Origin of the sequence: Paralimibaculum aggregatum, from assembly GCF_030270585.1 — a bacterium.
In the GTDB taxonomy this organism is placed as follows: domain Bacteria; phylum Pseudomonadota; class Alphaproteobacteria; order Rhodobacterales; family Rhodobacteraceae; genus Thermohalobaculum; species Thermohalobaculum aggregatum.
The window spans coordinates 101,098-120,891 of the sequence record NZ_BSYI01000013.1 but is presented as its reverse complement, the minus strand read 5'-3'; the positions used below and the strand labels follow the sequence as shown (position 1 = coordinate 120,891).

Annotated in this window: 16 protein-coding genes; 11 read left to right on the top strand and 5 right to left on the bottom strand. The window is 74.0% G+C overall.

Features of this window, described 5'->3' with window-relative positions; genetic code table 11:
• Positions 1–1,012: 1,012 nt before the first annotated feature.
• The gene (locus QSJ97_RS10120) at positions 1,013–1,540 is read right to left on the bottom strand and encodes a flagellar biosynthesis protein FlhF (protein ID WP_285671630.1); all 528 of its coding nucleotides are present in this window, start codon (positions 1,538–1,540) and stop codon (positions 1,013–1,015) included.
• 216 nt (positions 1,541–1,756) lie between these two features.
• Here QSJ97_RS10120 and QSJ97_RS10115 point away from each other — a divergent pair, with 216 nt between their 5' ends.
• Both QSJ97_RS10115 and QSJ97_RS10110 read left to right on the top strand, forming a co-directional pair.
• Positions 1,757–2,335, top strand: a complete 579-nt coding sequence (locus QSJ97_RS10115) for a YceI family protein (RefSeq protein WP_285671629.1) — start codon at positions 1,757–1,759, stop codon at positions 2,333–2,335.
• 103 nt (positions 2,336–2,438) lie between these two features.
• Positions 2,439–3,071 carry a cytochrome b gene (locus QSJ97_RS10110; RefSeq protein ID WP_285671628.1) on the top strand — a complete coding sequence of 211 codons (633 nt, stop codon included), beginning with the start codon at positions 2,439–2,441 and terminating at the stop codon, positions 3,069–3,071.
• A 361-nt stretch (positions 3,072–3,432) separates the two neighbouring features.
• On the opposite strand, the gene QSJ97_RS10105 is transcribed toward QSJ97_RS10110, so the two are convergent.
• Complete coding sequence (locus tag QSJ97_RS10105) at positions 3,433–4,053, bottom strand: TlpA family protein disulfide reductase (RefSeq protein ID WP_285671627.1); 621 nt, start codon at positions 4,051–4,053, stop codon at positions 3,433–3,435.
• A 106-nt stretch (positions 4,054–4,159) separates the two neighbouring features.
• Here QSJ97_RS10105 and argH point away from each other — a divergent pair, with 106 nt between their 5' ends.
• The 5 genes from argH to QSJ97_RS24990 all read left to right on the top strand — a co-directional run bounded on the left by argH (position 4,160) and on the right by QSJ97_RS24990 (position 13,300).
• Positions 4,160–5,527 (top strand): argininosuccinate lyase, encoded by a 1,368-nt coding sequence (gene argH / locus QSJ97_RS10100; RefSeq protein WP_285671626.1) that lies wholly within the window; start codon positions 4,160–4,162, stop codon positions 5,525–5,527.
• Complete coding sequence (locus tag QSJ97_RS10095) at positions 5,524–5,673, top strand: hypothetical protein (protein WP_285671625.1); 150 nt, start codon at positions 5,524–5,526, stop codon at positions 5,671–5,673. Before argH ends, QSJ97_RS10095 begins: the two co-directional genes overlap by 4 nt.
• A 13-nt stretch (positions 5,674–5,686) precedes the next feature.
• A complete protein-coding gene (lysA, locus tag QSJ97_RS10090) occupies positions 5,687–6,967 on the top strand; it encodes a diaminopimelate decarboxylase (protein ID WP_285671624.1) in 1,281 nt (426 codons plus the stop codon).
• Between the two features lie 36 nt (positions 6,968–7,003).
• The gene (locus QSJ97_RS10085; RefSeq protein ID WP_285671623.1) at positions 7,004–9,628 is read left to right on the top strand and encodes a TIGR02302 family protein; all 2,625 of its coding nucleotides are present in this window, start codon (positions 7,004–7,006) and stop codon (positions 9,626–9,628) included.
• Between the two features lie 2,790 nt (positions 9,629–12,418).
• On the top strand, positions 12,419–13,300 hold the full coding sequence (locus QSJ97_RS24990; RefSeq protein WP_352231069.1) for a transposase: 882 nt from the start codon (positions 12,419–12,421) through the stop codon (positions 13,298–13,300).
• Here QSJ97_RS24990 and QSJ97_RS10080 read toward each other — a convergent pair.
• Positions 13,201–13,989, bottom strand: coding sequence for a zinc-ribbon domain-containing protein (locus tag QSJ97_RS10080; protein ID WP_285671622.1), 789 nt, complete (start codon positions 13,987–13,989; stop codon positions 13,201–13,203). The two genes, QSJ97_RS24990 and QSJ97_RS10080, sit on opposite strands and share 100 nt — an antisense overlap.
• A 139-nt stretch (positions 13,990–14,128) precedes the next feature.
• On the opposite strand from QSJ97_RS10080, the gene QSJ97_RS10075 reads away from it, so the two are divergent.
• Both QSJ97_RS10075 and QSJ97_RS10070 read left to right on the top strand, forming a co-directional pair.
• Positions 14,129–14,806, top strand: coding sequence for a cell division ATP-binding protein FtsE (locus QSJ97_RS10075; RefSeq protein ID WP_285671621.1), 678 nt, complete (start codon positions 14,129–14,131; stop codon positions 14,804–14,806).
• Positions 14,806–15,696 (top strand): cell division protein FtsX, encoded by an 891-nt coding sequence (locus tag QSJ97_RS10070; RefSeq protein ID WP_285671620.1) that lies wholly within the window; start codon positions 14,806–14,808, stop codon positions 15,694–15,696. The genes QSJ97_RS10075 and QSJ97_RS10070 overlap by 1 nt, the downstream gene beginning before the upstream one ends.
• 38 nt (positions 15,697–15,734) lie before the next feature.
• Here QSJ97_RS10070 and QSJ97_RS10065 read toward each other — a convergent pair whose 3' ends face one another.
• Positions 15,735–16,499, bottom strand: coding sequence for a hypothetical protein (locus QSJ97_RS10065; RefSeq protein ID WP_285671619.1), 765 nt, complete (start codon positions 16,497–16,499; stop codon positions 15,735–15,737).
• Between the two features lie 162 nt (positions 16,500–16,661).
• Positions 16,662–17,408, bottom strand: coding sequence for a competence/damage-inducible protein A (locus tag QSJ97_RS10060; RefSeq protein ID WP_285671618.1), 747 nt, complete (start codon positions 17,406–17,408; stop codon positions 16,662–16,664).
• A 259-nt stretch (positions 17,409–17,667) separates the two neighbouring features.
• Between QSJ97_RS10060 and sfsA the strand changes: the two genes are divergently transcribed.
• Entirely contained in the window at positions 17,668–18,372 is a 705-nt protein-coding gene (gene sfsA / locus QSJ97_RS10055) for a DNA/RNA nuclease SfsA (RefSeq protein WP_285671617.1), read from the top strand.
• A 14-nt stretch (positions 18,373–18,386) separates the two neighbouring features.
• Positions 18,387–19,214 (top strand): type I methionyl aminopeptidase, encoded by an 828-nt coding sequence (gene map, locus QSJ97_RS10050; protein WP_285671616.1) that lies wholly within the window; start codon positions 18,387–18,389, stop codon positions 19,212–19,214.
• The last annotated feature ends 580 nt before the right edge of the window (positions 19,215–19,794 follow it).

Sequence of the window (19,794 nt, the reverse complement as noted above, 5' to 3'; positions counted from 1 at the left end):
GGCACGCTGCGTCGCCGGCCTGGCGTGCCGCCGGTACGCGGCTCCTTTGGCTCGATGTGGCCTCCGGCCCGCTGTCCCTTCGGCTCACTGTTTCACAGGCTCGGTGGCTGGCCGGTCTTCCGGCGCGCTGTACCGCCGGCTCGGCCTGCCGCCGACCCGAAATTCCCCGGTTCGGTGGCCTGCCGGCTCGCTGTTCCGCCCTGCCGCCGTCCCGCCGGCCGGTGGTTCCGCCGGCCAGCGCCTACGCTGGATCCCTGTGCCGCCGGCCCGCGGTTCTGCCGGTTGGTCGCGCCACCGGCCCGAAGCTCCCCCGGCACGGTGTCTTGCCGGTGCGCTGTTTCGCCGGCTTGGCGTGCTGCCGGCTCGCTGTGTCTCCGGCCCGGTGTTCCTCCGGCACGCGGCTTCTTCAGGTCGGAGTGGCCTCCGGCCCGCTTTTCCTTCGGCTTGCTGTTTCACTGGTTTGCCGGCTGGCGGATCCTCCGGCGCGCCGTTTCGCCGTTTCGCCGTTTCGCCGGCTCGCTGTGCCGCTGGCCCATGGTTCCGCCGGTGCACGTCTTTCCGCCGGCTCGGTGTTGCGCCGGATTGCTGCTCCGCCAGTCCGCAGTTCCGCCGGCGCGCGGTTCTGACGGCGCGCGGTTCTGCTGGCCCGTTGTTCCCCGGGCGCACTGTTCCGATGGCTTGGTGCGGCACCGGCCCGCCGTTTCGCCGGCTCGCCATGCCGCCGGCGCGCGGTTTCGCCTGCGCGCGAATCCGACGCCCTGTAGTTGCGTTCGCCCGCCGTGCCTCCTGGACGCTGTTTCGTCGGCCCTCGGTTCCGCCCGCTCGCAGTTCCGTCGGCGCGCTGTTCCGTCGGCCTGCCGTGCTGCCTGAGCGCTGGTTTGCCAGCCTGCAATTCCGCGCGCTCGCGGTTCCGCCGACCCAGGGTTCCGCCCGCTCGCCGTTCCGTCCGGCTGGCGGGCTGCCGGTTGCCTTTGTGGCAGCTGCGGTTCGTCGGTGCGCCGGGCTGACGGCGCTAGTCCTCCGGGACGCCGCCGAGCATGCGGGCGAGCACGGCGGGGCCGGCATCGCGGTCGAGCGCCTGGGCCTGCTGCCAGAGATCGGCGGCCGCCTGCTCGAGCCGGACCGCCTCGGCCTCGAGCGCCGCCAGCCGGTCGGCGCGGGCGGCACGGGCAGCGCGGTCCGGCGCCGGCAGCCCGGCGAGGCCGTCCTCGATGGCCGCCGCCTCGGCGCGCAGGCGGTCGGCCTGCATCCGCGCCGCATCGCCGCGCGCCAGCAGCGCCGCGGCATCGGCCGAGATGCCGGGCTCGGCGGCGGCCTGGCGGGCCGGGTCGGGCGGCGGCTCGTCGGCCTCCCGCGCGGCGCAGCCGGCGAGCAGCAGGACGGATGCCAGCAGGACGGATGCCGGCCGAGCCGATGCCAGCAGGACGGATGCCAGCCGGGCCGATGCCGGCAGGACGGATGCCAGCCGGGCGGATGCCGGCAGGGCGGATGCCGGCGGGGCGGATGCCGGCCGGCTGGCGGCCGGGAGCGGCCGCGGCATCGCGTGCAAAGCCGGTTCCTCGCGAAAACGCATCCGCCAAGGATTCCGGAGCCGCGCGGCGCTGTCAAACCGGGCCGGGGCGCCGCGCGATCCTTGCCAGAATCGCAAGGATGTATTTTCCATTGCCCCGATGCCGGCGGTCGCCCCTATCGTTAGACCTGACGCGGCCGGGGCGCGCAGGCCGCGCCCGGCAACCGGATCAGAGGAGACCGACCCATGCGCAAGACCGCCCTCGCGCTCGCCGCCCTCGCGGGCCTCGCCCTTGCCGGCCCGGCCGCGGCCGAGCCCTATCTGCTCGACCGGAGCCACGCCCATGTGTCGTTCGAGGTGAGCCATCTCGGCTTCTCGCTGACCCAGGGCTGGTTCCGCGACTTCGACGCCGAGGTCGATCTCGACCCGGAGGATGTCGAGGCCACGCGGGTGCGCTTCGTGATCGACGCGGCCAGCGTCGACACCACCTGGGAGCCGCGCGACCGGCAGATCCGCAGCAAGGATTTCCTCGACGTGGCGCGGCATCCGCAGATCGTCTTCGAATCGACCTCGGTGACCCGCACCGGCGGCGAGACCGCCGCGGTGACCGGCAACCTGACGATCCGCGGCGAGACCCGCGAGGTGACGCTCGAGGCCCGGCTCAACAAGCTCGGGCCGTCGCCCTTCGACCCCTCCCTGACCGTGGCCGGCTTCACCGTGTCCGGCGAGATCGACCGCACCGAGTTCGGCATCAACTATGCCGCGCCGGCGGTCGGCGCGGTGGTGGCGATCGAGATCCAGCTGGAGCTCAGCCCGGCGGGCTGAGCCGGGCACGGAAGCGCCGGGCAGGCGGAAGCCGCGGCGCCGGAGGCAGCGGCGGCGCCCCGGCACCGCGGCCGGCACACCGGCAGAGCACGGAGAGCGAGCGATGGGACTGAGCAACACGCGCGAGGGCTGGGGCTGGCCGGCCCGGCTGCTGCACTGGCTGATGGCGCTGCTGATCCTCGGCATGCTGGGCGTCGGCTTCTACATGGTGGAGATCGTCGGCGACGACCTGATCCAGCGCTTCAACCTCACCCAGATGCACAAGAGCTGGGGGGTGATCGTGTTCGCGCTGGCGCTGCTGCGGATCCTCTGGCGGGCGGTGACCCCGAGCCCGGCGCCGGTGCCGATGCCGGCCTGGCAGAAGACCGCCGCGCAGGCCTCGCATCTGGCGCTCTATGCGCTGATGATCGCGCTGCCGCTGACCGGCTGGCTGATGGCCTCGTCCTCGCCCTACAACGATGCCGATGCCTATGTGCAGATCAGGAACGAGGTGCGGCTGACCTATCTGTTCGGCGCCGAGACGCTGGCGGCGCTGGGGCTCGAGGACGCTCTGGTCTGGGCGATGCCGGATCCCTACGAGCCCGGCGACGAGGCGCTGTCGAAGCGCTTCGAGCAGGTCCACCTGGCGCTGGCGCTGGCGCTGACGGCGGTGCTCGGGCTGCATGTGGCGGCGGCGCTGAAGCACCAGTTCATCGACCGCGACGGGCTGCTGATGCGGATGATCCGGGGGCACTGACGGCCCCCGCGCAGGCACCCCGCGCAGGCCCCCGCCCCTGCACCGTCGCGGCGGCTGCGCGGGCAGCGCGGCCCACCCAAGGCGCGCCGGGCCGGCACGGGGGCCTGCGCGGGGTGCCTGCGCGGGGATCGGCCACAGGAACCGGCCGCCGGGGCCGCACGGAGACGCATAGGGCCGCACGGGGCAGCCCGCCCGGCGCGCCGTGGGTGGGCTGCGCGGATGGTGCAGCCGCCGCGACGGTGCAGGGGCGGGGCGCGCCGGGCGGTCCGACCCTGGCCGCCAGGCGGTCCAACCTCTGCCATCGGGCGGCGCGGCCGCAGCCGCCGGGCGGTCCGACCCCCAGCCGCCGGGCGGCGCGGGTTCAGCCGCCGGGCGGTGCGGTCAGTTCGACCAGCCGGCGGATCGCCGCCTTGGCCTCGGCGCTGTCCCATTCCGCGTCGCCGACCAGCCGCGCCACCTCGCGCCCCTCGCGGTCGAGCAGCAGGGTGACCGGCAGGCCGAGGATCGCCGCCTCGCGCGCCACCGTGCGCTTCGCATCGTGGTAGAGCGCCAGGTGCTCGATGCCGGTCTCCTCGTAGAACTTCGCCGATTTCGCGCTGCCGCCGAAATCCGTCGAGATCGCCACCACGGCGACCGGCGCATCGGCCAGCGCCCCGGCCAGCCGGTCGAGCGCGGGCATCTCGGCGCGGCAGGGCGGGCACCAGGTGGCCCAGAAGTTCACCACCGCCACCCGGCCGCGGAAATCCGCGAGGCTGACCGGCGCGCCCTGCGCGTCGACGAAGCCGGCCGCGATCGGCGCCCGCGGGCTCTCGTGCACCACCAGCTTGGCCATCGCCCCGGTGGCCAGCGCCGCCAGCCCGGCCCGCGCTTCGGGCGCCAGCGCCGCCGCGCCGGCATTTGCAGGCGCTGCCGCCGCGGTGTAGAGGGAGGCGGCGAAGGCCAGGGTCAGGGCGGCGGCGGCGCGGCGCGGCAGCAGGGTCATCTCGGTCTCCCATGGGACAGTTTCAGCAGGCGAAGGCGACGCAATGGCGGAGAATAGGGATCGGACGGCCGCTGGCCAGCCCCCGGCGGCCCCCCGGGCGAACACAATGTGGGGAGGCCGCTTCGCCGCGGAGCCCGACAGGGTGATGCAGCGGATCAACGCCTCGATCGGCTTCGACCGCCGCTTCGCCACCGAGGACATCGCCGGCAGCCGCGCCCATGCCGCCATGCTGGCGGCGCAGGGCATCCTCACCGCCGCCGATGCCGCCGAGATCGACCGCGGGCTGGTCGCCATCGAGGCGGAGATCGAGGCCGGCAGCTTCGCCTTCTCCGAGGCGCTCGAGGACATCCACATGAACATCGAGGCCCGGCTCGCCGAGCTGATCGGGCCGGTCGCCGGGCGGCTGCACACCGCGCGCTCGCGCAACGACCAGGTGGCGACGGATTTCCGCCTCTGGGTGCGCGGCTGGATCGACGCCACCGATGCCGGGCTGGCGGCGCTGCAGCGCGCGCTGCTGGCGCAGGCCGAGGCCGGCGCGGCCTTCGTGATGCCGGGCTTCACCCATCTGCAGGTCGCCCAGCCGGTGACCTGGGGCCATCACATGCTGGCCTATGTCGAGATGATCGGGCGCGACCGCGGCCGCCTCGCCGATGCCCGGATGCGGCTCAACGAATGCCCGCTGGGCGCCGCCGCGCTGGCCGGCACCGGCTTCCCGATCGACCGGGAGATGACCGCCCTCGCGCTCGGCTTCGGCGCGCCGATGGCAAACTCGCTGGACGCGGTGTCGGACCGCGACTTCGTGCTGGAGACGCTCTCCGCGGCGACCATCTGCGCCACCCATCTGTCGCGCATGGCCGAGGAGATCGTGATCTGGTCGACCGCGCAGTTCGGCTTCGTGAAGCTCTCCGACAAGTACACCACCGGCTCCTCGATCATGCCGCAGAAGCGCAACCCGGACGCCGCCGAGCTGGTGCGCGCCAAGATCGGCCGGATCATCGGCGCGCAGGTCGCGCTGACCACGGTGATGAAGGGCCTGCCGCTGGCCTATTCCAAGGACATGCAGGAGGACAAGGAGCCGTTCTTCGACGCCGCCGACGCGCTCGCCCTGGCGATCGCCGCGATGGAGGGCATGGTGCGCGACATGGCGCCGGTGCCGGAGCGGCTGCGCGCCGCCGCGGCCAGCGGCTACTCGACCGCCACCGACCTCGCCGACTGGCTGGTGCGCGAGGCCGGGCTGCCGTTCCGCGAGGCGCATCACGTCACCGGCCGCGCGGTGGCGGCGGCGGAGGCGGCCGGGGTCGACCTGCCGGCGCTGCCGCTGGAGACCCTGCGGGAGATCGACGGGCGGATCACCGAGGGCGTCTACGAGGTGCTGAGCGTCGAGGCCTCGGTGGCCAGCCGGCGCAGCTATGGCGGCACCGCGCCGGAGCAGGTGCGCGCCCAGATCGCCCGCTGGAAGGAGCTGCTGCAATGAGGACCGCGCTCGCGCTCATGCTGCTCGCCGGGCTGATCGCCTGCGGCAAGAAGGGCAACCCGAAGCGGCCGGTGCCGCTCGAGATCCCGGCCGAGGAGCCCGCCGAGGGACCGGCCGATCCCGTCCCCGGCGAGCCGATCTGGTAGCGAAGGACCCGGCATGGACCATTTCACCTATCGCGGCGGGCGGCTGCATGCCGAGGATGTCCCGCTCGAGGAGATCGCCCGCGCCGTCGGCACCCCGGCCTATGTCTATTCCACCGCGACGCTGGAACGGCATTACCGGGTGTTTGCCGAGGCGCTGGCGGGGCTGCCGCACCTGATCGCCTATGCGCTGAAGGCCAATTCCAACCAGGCGGTGATCGCGACGCTGGCGCGGCTCGGCGCCGGCGCCGACGTGGTCTCGGGCGGCGAGCTGGCGCGCGCGCTGGCCGCCGGGGTGGCGCCGCAGAAGATCGTGTTCTCCGGCGTCGGCAAGACGGCCGAGGAGATGCGCGCCGGGCTGGCCGCCGGGATCCGCCATTTCAACGTCGAGAGCGTGCCCGAGCTCGAGGCGCTCGACGGCGTCGCGCAGGCGATGGGCCGGGTCGCGAAGATCTGCTTCCGGGTCAATCCCGACGTCGATGCCGAGACCCACGAGAAGATCGCCACCGGCAAGGCCGAGACCAAGTTCGGCGTGCCGATCGGCGATGCCCCGGCGCTCTATGCCCGCGCCGCCGCGATGGCCGGGGTCGAGCCGGTGGGGATCGATGTCCATATCGGCTCGCAGCTCACCGGGCTGCACCCCTTCGAGAGCGCCTTCGCCAAGGTCGCCGCGCTGACCGCGAGCCTGCGCGCCGCCGGCCATGCGATCTCGCGGCTCGATCTCGGCGGCGGGCTCGGCATCCCCTACCGCGCCTCCAACGCGGCGCCGCCGCTGCCGTTCGACTATGGCGCGGTGATCCGGCGCACGGTCGGCCATCTCGGCTGCGAGATCGAGATCGAGCCGGGCCGCCTGATCGCCGGCAATGCCGGGGTGCTGCTGGCCTCGGTGATCTACCGCAAGCGCGGCGCGGATCGCGATTTCGTGATCCTCGACGCGGCGATGAACGATCTCGTCCGCCCGGCGATGTACGACGCCTGGCACGAGATCGTGCCGCTGCAGGAGCCCGCCCCCGGCGCCGCCATCGCCCCCGCAGATGTTGTGGGTCCGGTCTGCGAGACCGGCGACATCTTCGCCAAGGCGCGGGATCTGCCGCCACTCGGCGCCGGCGACCGGGTCGCCTTCCGCTCCGCCGGCGCCTATGGCGCGGTGATGGCCTCGGAATACAATTCCCGCCCGCTGGTGCCCGAGGTGATGGTCAGCGGCGGCGAGTTTGCCGTGATCCGCGCGCGCCCCACATTGGAGGAGATGATCGGGCGTGATACGCTCCCGCCCTGGATCGAGCCTGCGCGGGCCTGACCCTTCCCGGCCCCGCGCGCAAGCGAAGGGCCGTGCATGACCGGATCGCCCAGCACCCGGAACCACCCGTCCGCGCACCCGCATTCGGTGTTCGACCGGCCGCGCAGCCTTGCGAAGCGGCTGCGCCGGGCGATCGATCTCAGCGAGGCGGCGCTCTGGGTCGAGGCGCTGGCCGGGGCGCTCTGGCCGGCCTTCGCGCTGCTCTGCGCGCTGGCCGCGGCGGCGGTGCTCGGGGCGCTCGAGGGGCTCGGCGCCGCCGGGCACTGGACCGCGCTGGGCCTCGCCGGAGCGGCGCTGCTGGCGGCGCTGGCCTGGGGCTTCCGCGATTTCCGCCTGCCGCGGCGCGCTGCCGCGATGCGCCGGCTCGATGCCAGCCGGCCAGAGCGCCCGCTCGCGGTGATCACCGACCGGATGGCCGCGGCGCCGGGGCAGGACGGTTTCGCCCGCGCGCTCTGGCACGAGCACCAGCGCCGCGCCGAGGCCGCCGCCGCCGAGATGCGCGCCAGCGCGCCCGATCTGCGCCTGGCGCGGCGCGACCGCTGGGCGCTGCGCCTCGCCACGCCGGTGCTGCTGGTCGCCGCGCTGATCGGCGCGGGCGATCTCGGGCCGGAGCGGCTGGCGGCGCTGTTCGAGCCCGGCCGCGCCGGCGAGGGCGCCGCGCCGGGCTATCTCGCCGAGCCGGCGATCGAGGCCTGGGCGGTGCCGCCGGCCTATACCGGCGAGGAGACCGTCTATCTCAACCGCCGCGCCGATGCCGGCACGCTGTCGCTGCCGCAGGGCACCGAGATCACCATCCGCGCCACCGGCATGGAGACCGCGCCGGCGCTCGACGCGGCGCCGCTCGACGGGGCCGCGGCCGGCTTCACCGCGCTCGGCGGCGGGCTGCACGAGGCGAGCGGCGTGCTGGCGCGCTCCGGCAGCCTCACGGTGGGCGATCCGGCTGCCCCGATGGGCGCCTGGCGGCTCGACATGGTGCCCGACGCGGCGCCCGAGATCGGCTTCTCCGACGACCCGCGCCCCGGCGCCGCGCGCAGCCTCGAGGTGCCCTTCGCGGCCAGCGACGACCACGGCATCACCGCCGCCTGGGCGGTGATCGCGCTCGCCGACCCGGCCCCGGCCGAACAGCGCGCCGAGATCCCGCCGATCGAGTTCGGCCTGCCGCTGCCGATCTCGCGCGACACCCGCAACGTGGTGGATGTCGCGGTGCAGGATCTCACCGAGCATCCCTGGGCCGGCGCCGAGGTGACGATCACGCTGCATGCCGAGGACGGCGCCGGCCAGGTCGGCAGCGCCGGGCCGCGCCGCATCCGCCTGCCGGAGCGCCGCTTCACCGACCCGCTGGCCCGGGCGCTGGCCGAGCAGCGCCGCGAGCTGCTGCTCGACTATGGCGCGGCCGAGCGGGTGCTCGACACGGTGCAGGCGGTGACCCGCTTCCCCGGCGAGGTGTTCAAGACCCATACCGGCGCCTATCTCGGCGTCCGCCTGGCGCTGCGCCGCCTCGCCCCGACGATCCCCGAGGACCGCGTCGCCAGCGTCGCCGGCGATGTCGCGGAGTTCCTCTGGCGCGCCGCGCTCTCGCTCGAGGCCGGCGATCTCGCCTCGGCGCTGGAGCGCCTGCGCGAGGCCGAGGAGCGCCTGCGCAGCGCCCTCGAGAGCGGCACCGACGAGGAGATCCGCGAGGCCATGGAGGAGCTGCGCCAGGCGATCAACGACTATCTCGAGGAGATGATCCGCCAGGCGCTGCAGAACCCCGAATCGCTGCAGCAGATGCCCCAGGGCAACCAGCAGCTCTCGCGGCAGGATCTCGACGAGCTGCTCGACCAGCTCCAGCGCCAGGCCGAATCGGGCCTGCGCGACCAGGCCCGCGACATGCTCTCGCAGCTCTCGCAGATGCTGCAGAACCTGCAGATGGGCCAAGGCCAGGGGCAGAGCCCCGGCCAGCAGGCGCTCGAGCAGCTGCAGGACCTGATCCGGCGCCAGCAGCAGCTCTCCGACGAGACCTTCGACGCGCTCCGCCAGCAGCGCCGCGAGAGCCAGCAGGGCCAGCGCGGGCAGCGCGGCCAGCAGGGCCAGTCCGGCCAGCAGGGCCAGGGCCGCCAGCCCGGCCAGCAGGGCCGCCCCGGCGGCGAGGGCGGCGAGGGCATGCGCGCCGGCCGCCACGGCGAGAACGGCCGCCTCGCGGCCGAGCAGGAGGCGCTGCGCCGGGCGCTCGAGGAGCTCGCCGGCCAGCTCGGCGGCGGCGAGGGCATGGACGGCGCCTCGCGCTCGCTCGGCCAGGCCGGCGATGCCATGGGCCGCGCCCGCGACGATCTCGACCAGGGCGCCACCGGCCCCGCGGTGGAGGACCAGATGGAGGCGCTCGACAGCCTCAACGGCGCCGCCGAGGCGCTCGCCGAGAGCATCGAGCAGGGCCAGGGCCAGGCCGCCGCCAGCGGCTTCGGCGAGGCCGACGGGCCCGAGCGCGACGCGATGGACCCGTTCGACCGGCCGGCCGGCAACAACAGCGGCAACATGAACGGGCGGCTGCGCGGCGGCGTGCCCGACCAGGCGCTGATCGACCGCGCCCGCGAGCTGCTGCAGGAGCTGCGCCGCCGCGCCGGCGAACGCGACCGCCCGGATATCGAGCTGCGCTATTTCGAGCGGCTGCTGGAACAGTTCTGACGCCGCCCCCGGCCCGCCGGCCGCCCCGCGGCACGGCACCGCCCGGAGCCCGGAACCGCCCGAAACAGCCCGCAGCCCGGAACAGCCCGGAGCCAGGAGCCAGAAGCCCGCCCCCCGCCGCCACCAGCGGCCGCCGCCGCAGCCTCCCCGCCCGGCCCCGCCCGGACGGCCCCCTTCCGCCGCGCCCGCCCGAGCCCCAGACGCCCCCGCTCCGAGCCCCCGCCAAAACAGCCCGGAAGCTGCCCCCCGGCACCACCGAAGCACCCGACCAAGCCTCCCCCCACGCCGCTTCGACCGGCCATCGTACCAGCTCAGACGCCGCCCTGCCCGGCCCGACGGGCGCACCCGATCAAGCCAAACTCCACACCGCTTCGCGCAGCTGCCGGAACAGCCCAGACGCGGGCCAGCGGCGCGACCGGCGCACCCGACCAAGCCTCGCCCCATACCGCTACGAGCAACGGCCGGAGCTGTTCAGACGCGGGCCCCGGCGCGACCGGCGCACCCGACCATGCCTCGCCCCACGCCGCTTCGCGCAGCTATCGGAGCAGCTCAAACGCGGGCCAGCGGTGCAACCGGCGCACCCGACCAAGGCCCCCCACGCCGCTTCGCGCAGCTGCCGGAACAGCCCCGACGCGGACCAGCAGCGCAACCGGCGCACCCGACCAAGCCTCGCCCCACGCCGCTTCGCGCAGCTACCGGAGCAGCCCAGACGCGGGCCCCCGGCGCGACCGGCGCACCCGACCAAGGCCCCCCACGCCGCTTCGCGCAGCTGCCGGAACAGCCCCGACGCGGACCAGCAGCGCAACCGGCGCACCCGACCAAGCCTCGCCCCACGCCGCTTCGCGCAGCTACCGGAGCAGCCCAGACGCGGGCCCCCGGCGCGACCGGCGCACCCGACCAAGCCTCCCCCACGCCGCGTCCAGCAACCGGCGGAGCAACTCCAGCGCCCACCCCTGCCGGACGGACACCGTCAGGTGCGCCCGCCCCGACCGTCTCGAGCGGCTGTCCAAGCCGTTCCAGCACCGCCGCCCGGCCTGGCCGGCGTCGGCGAGCACACCCGCCCGAACCACGCCCCAAGCCAATCCGAGCAGCGACCGGAGCATCCCCAATCCCGACCGGCCAGGGCACCCGGCAGAGGCCCGGGCCGGCCGTCTCGAGAGATTGCCGGGGCGGTTCTGGGTTGATCCGGGGGCGGCCCGCGCCGGCGCGTCCCGCGGCGAAGGGGCGCGCGACGGCGGATCCGGGCGCTCCGGGTGCCGGGTGGGTGGGGCCGCGGGACGCGCCGGCGCGGGCCGCTCGCAGTCCGGGGCGGGGGGCGCAGCCCGGGATGGAGCTTGTCCGGGGCCGGACCAGCCCGGGGCGGGGCCAGTCCGGGACGGAGCCAGCCCCGGGCGGAGTCTGTCCGGGGCCGGGCCAGTCCGGAGTGGAACCTGTCCGGGGTGGGGCCTGTCCGGGGTGGAGCCTGTTCGGGGTGGGGCCAGTCCGGGGCGGGGGTCAGCACGGGGTGGGGGCAGTCCGGGGTGGGGCCGGTGCGGGGGCCGCGGGGGCGCCCGTGCTCCTGACTGCGCGCTCGGCCGGCCAGGGGGCGCCGGTTCGCGGGCGGGCGGTCAGGGTCGCCGGCCGGGGCGGGATCATTCCCCGCCGCTGCCGATGCGCTCCCCGATGGTGCCGCGCGGGCGGGTGCGCGGTCGACAGGCCGGGGGGCGCCGGGTGGGGCCGCGGGACGCGCCGGCGCGGGGCGCTCGCAGTCCGGGGCGGGCGTCCGCAGCCCGGGGTGGAGGCAGCCCCGGGCGGAGCCTGTCCGGGGCCGGGCCAGTCCGGGGTGGGGCCTGTCCGGGGTGGAGCCTGTCCGGATTGGAGTCGGTCCGGGGTGGGGGCAGTCCGATGCGGGGCCGGTGCGGGGGCCGCGGGGGCGCCCGTGCTCCGGACTGCGCGCTCGGCCGGCCAGGGGGCACCGGTTCGCGGGCGGGCGGTCAGGGGAGGGCCGGTGCGCGGACGGTTGGCCGGGGGCGCTGGCCGGGGCGGGATCATTCCCCGCCGCTGCCGATGCGCTCCCCGATGGCGCCGCGCGGGCCGGTGCGCGGTCAGCAGGCCGGGGGGCGCCGGCGGGGGCCGCGGGGGCGCCCGTGCTCCGGACTGCGCGCTCGGCCGGCCAGGGGGCGCCGGTTCGCGGGCGGGCGGTCAGGGGAAGGGCGGCGCGCGGACGGTTGGCCGGAGGCGGCGGCCGGGGCCGGATCATTCCCCGCCGCTGCCGATGCGCGCCCCGATGGTGCCGCGCGGGCCGGTGCGCGGTCGACAGGCCGGGGGGCGCCGGCTGGGGCCGCGGGACGCGCCGGCGCGGGGCGCTCGCAGTCCGGGGCGGGCGTCCGCAGCCCGGGGTGGAGCCAGCCCCGGGCGGAGCCTGTTCGGGGCGGGGCCAGTCCGGGGTGGGGCCAGTCCGGGGTGGAGCCTGTCCGGATTGGAGTCGGTCCGGGGTGGGGGCAGCCCGGTGCGGGGCCGGGGCGGGGGCCGCGGGGGCGCCCGTGCTCCGGACTGTGCGCTCGGCCCCGGTCTAGGGGCGCCGGTCGCGGGCGGGCGGTCAAGGGAGGGCCGGCGCGCGGCCGGTTGGCCGGGAGCGCCAGCTGGGGGGCCGGCCGGGGCGGGATCATTCCCTCCGCTGCCGATGCGCTCCCCGGTGGTGCCGCGCGGGCCGGTGCGCGGTCAGCAGGCCGGGGGGCGCCGGGTTCTGCAGTCATGGGACCGGTTCCCAAGCCCCGGCGTTCTGATTCGCGTCCGGCAAGGAGGTGATCCGTGGCGCGTTTCGATCTGGCGGATCCCGGATGGCGCCTGGTCCGGCCGCGGCTTCCGGACAGGCCGGGCGGCGTGCCCCGGATGGGCGGTCGGCGGGCCCCCGGCGGGGTCTTCCGGGTGCTGCGGACCGGCTCTCCCCGGCGCGGCCTGCCCGGGAGATGCGGCCCGCATGGCACCGTCGGCAACCGGTTCAGCCGCCGGGCCGGGGCCGGCGTCCGGCTGCGGGTGTTCGAGGAACCGGCCGGAAAACCCACCGGTTCCTTGCAGTTCGTCGACCGCTCGGGCATCCGCGCTCGCCCGCACGCGGCGCGCGGAAGGAGGGGGCGAGAATCACGCCGCCGGTCGCTCCCGCGGAGGACTGCGCACCAGGATCAGCGCGATGGTCGATCAGCGCGATGGTCGATCGGCGCGGCCTGCCGGCGGCGATCGTGCCTTTGCCGGGGCAGGCCCCGGGCACGGCGGCGGCGGGCGCGCTGCCGGCGGCCGATGCCGCGCCCGGGGGCGCGGTCGCCGGCCGTGGCCACGACGCGCATGCGGCCTCGACCCGATCGCGGGGCATGGCGGGCGCGGTCACGTCCCGAGGCAACGGGGCCGGACGGTGCAACGCCCGGCAGAGCCTCCGCCCCAGCGGATGCGGACCCCGGCGCAGCGGTTCCTCGACACGCTCGAGCGGCTCCGGAAGATCGCGGCCAGATACGGAAAGACGGCGGGACACCACCGCGCCGCCGTCCTCGCCGCGTCTCCAGGGCTATGCGCCGGGTTTCACCAACCCGCTGCCCGGGTCATTCCTCGCCGCTGCCGATGCGCTCCTCGATGGCGCCGCGCAGGCCGGCGAGCGTCTCGTTGAGCCCGGCCCGCATGCCGTCGACCACCGTGACATAGTTGCGCAGCACCGGCGCGGTCTCGGGATGCGCCGCGGCGATCGGCCCGGCCAGCGCGTAGAGCCCGGTCAGCGTGCCGGCCACCAGCACCACCAGCATGAAGCCGGTGAGCCCGGCGCCGGTGCCGCGGCGCTTCTCCGCCTCGAACTTGCGGTTGCGCCGGCGGTGCTTGTTCATCAGCCGCTTGCGGGCGCCGCGGGTCTCGCCCTGGGTCTCCTTGGCGCGCACCGAGCGCAGCCGGCTCGACTGGCCGCCGACGCCGAGGCGCGAGCGCAGCATCTCCTCGTCCTCGTCGGCGCCGTCCTCGCGCCGGGCATGGCCGAACACCGCCTCGCGCACATCCTCGCGCACCGGCTGGCCGCCGCCGATCGGATCGGCGGTGACGCCCCAGCCCGAGGTGTCCTGGCGCGCGCCCTCCTCCGGTGCCTGCGGCACGCCGCGCCGGGTCTCGTTGCCCTGCACCTCGTTCAGCATCTGGCGGATCTCGCTCATCTGCTGGGTGCGCTGCTGCGGCGGCCGCGTCTGGGTGCCGAGCGCGCTGGCCTCGATCGGCGGCGGCGCCTCGGATACCGGCACGGCGTGCCAGATATTGCCGCATGAGGAGCAGGTGACATCCCGCCCATTCGGCCCGAGCGCCTGCGCCGGCACCTGATACCGCGCATTGCAGTTGGGACATTCGATCTCGACCATTGCCGTTCTCCGCCATGCAGTGCCTTGCTTCCTGTATAGACGCGAAGCGCAGGCCCGCCAAGCACCACTCCGGGGAGGTGTTGTCAAAGCCCGGAAAAGGCGTCAGTTTCGAGCCTCGGCGCGAGGGATGGGGCGGCCAATGATATCGCTCGACCGGGTGAGCTTCGGTTATGACGAACGCGACACGCTGAGCGAGGTGAGCATCGATGTGCCGCCGGGCTCGTTTCACTTCCTCACCGGGCCCTCGGGCGCCGGCAAGACGACCCTGCTCAAGCTGCTCTATCTCGACCACCTGCCCCGGCGCGGCCGGCTCAAGCTGTTCGGCGAGGACCCGGCAACGCTAGAGCGCCGGCGCATCCCGCAGCTGCGGCGGCGTATCGGCGTGGTGTTCCAGGAGTTCCGCCTGCTCGAGCACATGACCGTGGTGCAGAACATCGCGCTGCCGCTGCGCGTCGCCGGCCACCGGCTCGACGACTACCAGGCCGATGTCATGGAGCTGGTGAAATGGGTCGGCCTCAACGCCCGCATCGACGCCTATCCGCGCGAGCTCTCGGCCGGCGAGAAGCAGCGCGCGGCGATCGCGCGGGCGGTGATCAACTCGCCCGACCTGATCCTCTGCGACGAGCCCACCGGCAATGTCGACCCGGAGATGGGCGCGCGCATCCTGCGGCTGCTGATCGAGCTCAACCGGCTCGGCAAGACGGTGCTGATCGCGACCCATGACCTCGGGCTGATCCGCTCGGCCCGCGGCGGCGTCGGCGCGCGCATCCTGCGGCTGGCGGACGGCCGGCTCACCCTCGGCGCGGCGGAGCTGTGATGGCCCGCTGGTTCCGCTTCGCCCGCGCCGCCGAGGCGCCGCCGATCGTGCCGATGAGCGGCTGGTCGGCGCCGCTGACCACGCTGGCCTCGGCCGCGATGAGCTTCCTCGCGGTGCTCACCCTGATCGCCGGCCTCGCCGCCGACCGGCTGGCCGAGGACTGGCGGCAGGATCTCGCCGGGCTCGCCACGGTGCGGGTCAGCGCCGAGCCGGAGGTGCTGGAGACCCGGGTGATGCGGGCGCTCGAGGTGGTGCGCACCGCCCCCGGCATCGCCGCGGCGCGGGTGCTGAGCGAGGCCGAGCACCTGGCGCTGATCGCGCCCTGGATCGGCGGCGTCGAGGCGCTGGAGGCGCTGCCGGCGCCGCGGCTGATCGATCTCACGCTGGAGGGCGACGGCCCGGATGCGGCGCGGCTGCAGAGCCGGCTCGACCGCGACGCCCCCGGCGCCGTCTACGACGACCACGCCGCCTGGCGCGGGCCGCTGGCGCGGGCTGCCGCCGCCGTCGGCCGGCTGGCCTGGGCGGCGACGGTGCTGGTGATGCTGGCGGCCTGCGCGATGGTGGCGCTGGCGGCGCAGGCGACGCTCACGGCGCATCTCGACATCGTGCGGGTGATCCGGCTGATCGGCGGCGAGGACCGCTACATCGCCGGCGCCTTCGTGCGGCGGCTGGCGCTGCGCGGGCTGGCCGGCGGCATGGCCGGGGCCGGCCTCGCGCTGCTGGCGCTGGCGGCGCTGCCCGGCAGCGGCGCCGGCGGGGTGCTGGGCGGCTTGCTGCCCGGCACCTTCGGCTGGATCGCGATCCCGATCGCGGTGCCGCTGCTGACCGCGGCGATCGCCTGGGCGACCGCGCGCGCCTCGGTGCGCATCGCCCTCGGCCGGATGCTCTGAGCCGCGGCCGGCGCGGCCCGCCCCGGCTCAGCCCCGGCTCAGCCGAGCGCCTTCAGGTCCTTCATCGCCTTGGCGAAATGCTTGCCCACCTCGGCGAGGTTCCGGTTGATGTTCTCCGGCTCTTTGAGCACGCCGAGGAGATAGCCCTCGAGGTTCTGGAAATAGAGCTGATTCGGCGCCGAGCTCGGATACACTCCCCACTCCCTCATGTAGGTGATGGCGCCGCTCAGCTCGTCGGCGCGCTTGCCGAACTCCCTGACCAGCGGCTTGTACCGCGACGGCTTCAGCGCCTTGTCGACGGCATCCGAGACCTGGTCGCGCTTGGCCTTGAGCGCGGCATGCTGCGGCGAGGCCGGGTCGAGGCCGGCGAGCTGCCTGTCGATGGTCTTGAGCGCGTCCCGGGCGGCCTGGATCTTGGTGCCGAGCCTGTTCATCTCGGCGAAGTATTTCCTGAACGCGCTCTCCAGCACGATCGGCGCGCTGCTGAGAAAGCTGATCCGGTCCTGCAGCGTGTTCAGACCGTTCACCTCCGTGGCGACCATGCCGTCGAACTTGGTCTTGCACTTGGCGCCGAAGGCCTTGGCCTTGGCGTCCTTGTTCGCCCGGCAGCCCCTGACATACCGGTCGAGCGTGGCCTCCAGCTTCTTCAGCGCGTCGAGCCGGTCCTTCGCGGTCTTCTTGGTCTTGTGGTACTTGTCCAGCGCATCGCCGAGCGCAACCCCCTTCACCAGGCCCGACTTGCCGCCATCGGTCTTGTTGCGCCAGGTCTTCCATTCCTTGTGCGTCAGTATAAAGCTCTCCATAATCCCCTCGCCACTTGCCCACTCCGACAAACAACGGTCGTTCGACCATGGACGATTTGGCAGGGAATCACTCTTGCTTCACAACCACGCGATATGGCGCATTGACGCTGGATCAGTTCTTGAGTACTATCAAACTTCACGCTTCGCCGCGCGCGGGCCGACTCACCCCGGCGGGGTCTCGGCGATCTCGGCGTCCAGGTCCGCCAGCCGCGCGCGCAGCGCATCCGCCGCCGCCGCCAGCGCCGCCGGGTCGGTGCTGCGCAGCACCAGGGTCGAGCCGAGCCCGCCGAGATAGAACGGGTAGCTGCCCATCGAGACCGCGGGATGCGCCTCGGCCACCGCGCGCAGCGGCCCGGCGAGATCGCCCTCCGGCAGGCCGACGCGGAACGAATGGGCCAGCATCCTCGGCCCGCCCTCGAGCCCGGCGATCACGTTGGCCAGCATCTCGCGGAAGATCGCCGGCACCCCGGCCATCACGTGCACGTTCTCCAGCCGGAAGCCCGGCGCCTGGCTCACCGGGTTGAGGATCAGCGCCGCGCCCTCGGGGATCCGCGCCATGCGCAGCCGCGATTCGTTGATCTCGTCGGTGCCGTAATGCGCCGCGAGGATCGCCCGGGCATCCTCGCGCACCCCGATCGGCACGCCGAAGGCCTCGGCCACGCAATCGGCGGTGATGTCGTCATGGGTCGGGCCGATCCCGCCCGAGGTGAAGAGATGATCGACCTGCGCCGAGAGCGCCCGCACCGCATCGACGATGGCGGCGCGCCGGTCCTCCACCACGCGGATCTCGACCAGCCGGATGCCGGCCTCGGCCAGCACCCCGGCGAGATGATGCGCATTGGCATCGCGCGTGCGCCCGGAGAGGATCTCGTCGCCGATCACCAGCATCGCCGCCGTCGGATTGCTCATCGTGGTCTCCCAGTTCGAGGGCGCCCGGCGGTCCCCGCGGTCAGGCGCCGCGGAGCGCCGGGACGGGTCCGGTCCGGGGCGCGTCCGGCCGCGCATCGGCGGGCCGGCCGCGTGGGACCGGATGCCGCACGGCGCGGGAAGATCCGTTTCCCGGCCCCGGCGGCATCAGGGGCCGCGGATGCGCCGCCGGATCTCGCCATTCAGCCAAACTTGCTTTCGAAACATGTACCTTCTTCGGGAAGTCGACTAAGCACCGGCCATGCAGTTCGCGCAAGACCTGATCCCGGGGCGGCTGGTCCGCCGCTACAAGCGCTTCCTCGCCGATGCGGTGCTGGAGGACGGCACCGAGGTGACCGCGCATTGCGCCAATCCCGGCGCGATGACCGGCCTCGCCGAGCCCGGCATGCGGATCTGGCTGGAGCCGACGCGCGACCCCAAGCGCAAGCTGCGCTTCTCCTGGCGGCTGGTCGAGCTCGCTGGCGGGCACTGGGCCGGGATCGACACCGCCGTGCCCAACCGCGTGGTCGGCGAGGCGCTGCGGGCCGGGCGCATCCCGGCGCTGGCGGCCTATCCGGAGATCCGCCCCGAGGTGGCCTATGGCAGCCGCAGCCGGGTCGATTTCCTCGCCCGTGGCGCCGGCTTGCCGGATGCCTATATCGAGGTCAAGAACGTGCATCTGCGGCGCGCGGAGGACTGGGCGGAGTTCCCCGATTCGGTCACCGCCCGCGGCGCGAAGCATCTGGGCGAGCTGGCGCGGGTGGCCGGCGAGGGGCACCGCGCGGTGATGCTCTACTGCGTGCAGCGCGACGACTGCGCGCGCCTGCGTCTGGCCGGCGACATCGACCCGGGCTATGCCCGGGCGGCGGAGGCGGCCGCGGCCGCCGGTGTGGAGATGATGGCCTGGGCCTGCCGGCTCGGCCCGCGAGAAATCCTGCTTGATCGGCCCCTGCCGATCGCGATCTAATTCCGGGAGCAGTCATGATGGACGGTAGATTGGAGAACGCGCCGGCAGAGGTCCGCACGCCAGAGGGCATCCGGCTGTATCCGCCGGAGGCGCTTGCCGGCATGCACCGGGCGGGCCGGCTGGCCGCCGAATGCCTCGACATGATCGGGCCCTTCGTGGTGCCCGGCACCACCACCGGCGAGATCGACGCGCGGATCGAGCGGTTCGTGAAGGACAGCGGCGCGACCTCCGCCACCATCGGCTACCGCGGCTACCAGCATGCCAGCTGCATCTCGGTCAACCACGTGGTCTGCCACGGGATTCCCGGGCCCAAGGTGCTCAAGGACGGCGACATCCTCAACATCGACGTCACGGTGATCGTCGATGGCTGGTATGGCGATACCAGCCGCATGTATGTCGCCGGGCGGGCCAGCCGGAAGGCGGCGCGGCTGATCGAGGTGACGCATGAATGCCTGATGCGCGGCATCGCCGAGGTGAAGCCCGGCAACACCTTCGGCGACATCGGCGCGGCGATCCAGGAATTCGCCGAATCGGAGCGCATGTCGGTGGTGCGCAACTTCTGCGGCCACGGGCTCGGGCGGGTGTTCCACGACGCCCCCAACGTGCTGCATTACGGCCGCCGCGGCGACGGCGCCGAGCTGCGCCCCGGCATGATCTTCACCATCGAGCCAATGATCAATCTCGGCGGCCCGCACACCAAGACCCTGGCCGACAACTGGACCGCGGTGACCCGCGACAAGTCGCTCTCGGCACAGTTCGAGCACTCGGTGGCGGTGACCGAGGACGGCGTCGAGATCTTCACCCTCTCCCCCGCCGGCAGGTTCTTCCCCGACCTCGGCTGAGCCCGGCGGTTTTCCGCTCCCGGCAGGGCACGGAAAAGGGGGCCGCGCGGCCCCCTTCGTCGTTCGGGCGGAAAAATGTTCTCCAACACTACATCTTGCGGTCTTGCACTTGCAGGGCACGAAGCCTACCTCTTACGTCAAGGTCATCGAAGGGCTGCCGCCTACGAGATGTAGTACGCTTCCCCGACATGGCCCTAGGGCTTCGCAGCCCTGTGTCAGGCGGTAGCTCCGTTTGGCTAAGGCCCCGCAGTTTGATCGGTGATCAAATTTGGGTCGAACGGGCGCCCGATTGCGCATAGGGTCGCCCAAACCGCCGACTAAGGGGCGGGATACAAGTACTGAGCAATGTTTGATTGCTCGACCGGTCGAGCCGCATTCAGGGGATTCCCGTGATGCGTATCGACGTCAAAGTGACGGTGGACCTGTTCAGTCTGATCAGGCTCATCGTCGTGCTGGCGACGGTCCTTTGAGGCCAAGTCGGCACAGGGGGCGGGCATGACCCGCCCCTTTCTCGTTCCCGGGATCTCGGAAGCCCTCATCGCCCCTGCTCATGGCAGGAACGAAAAAAGGGGAGCCTGGC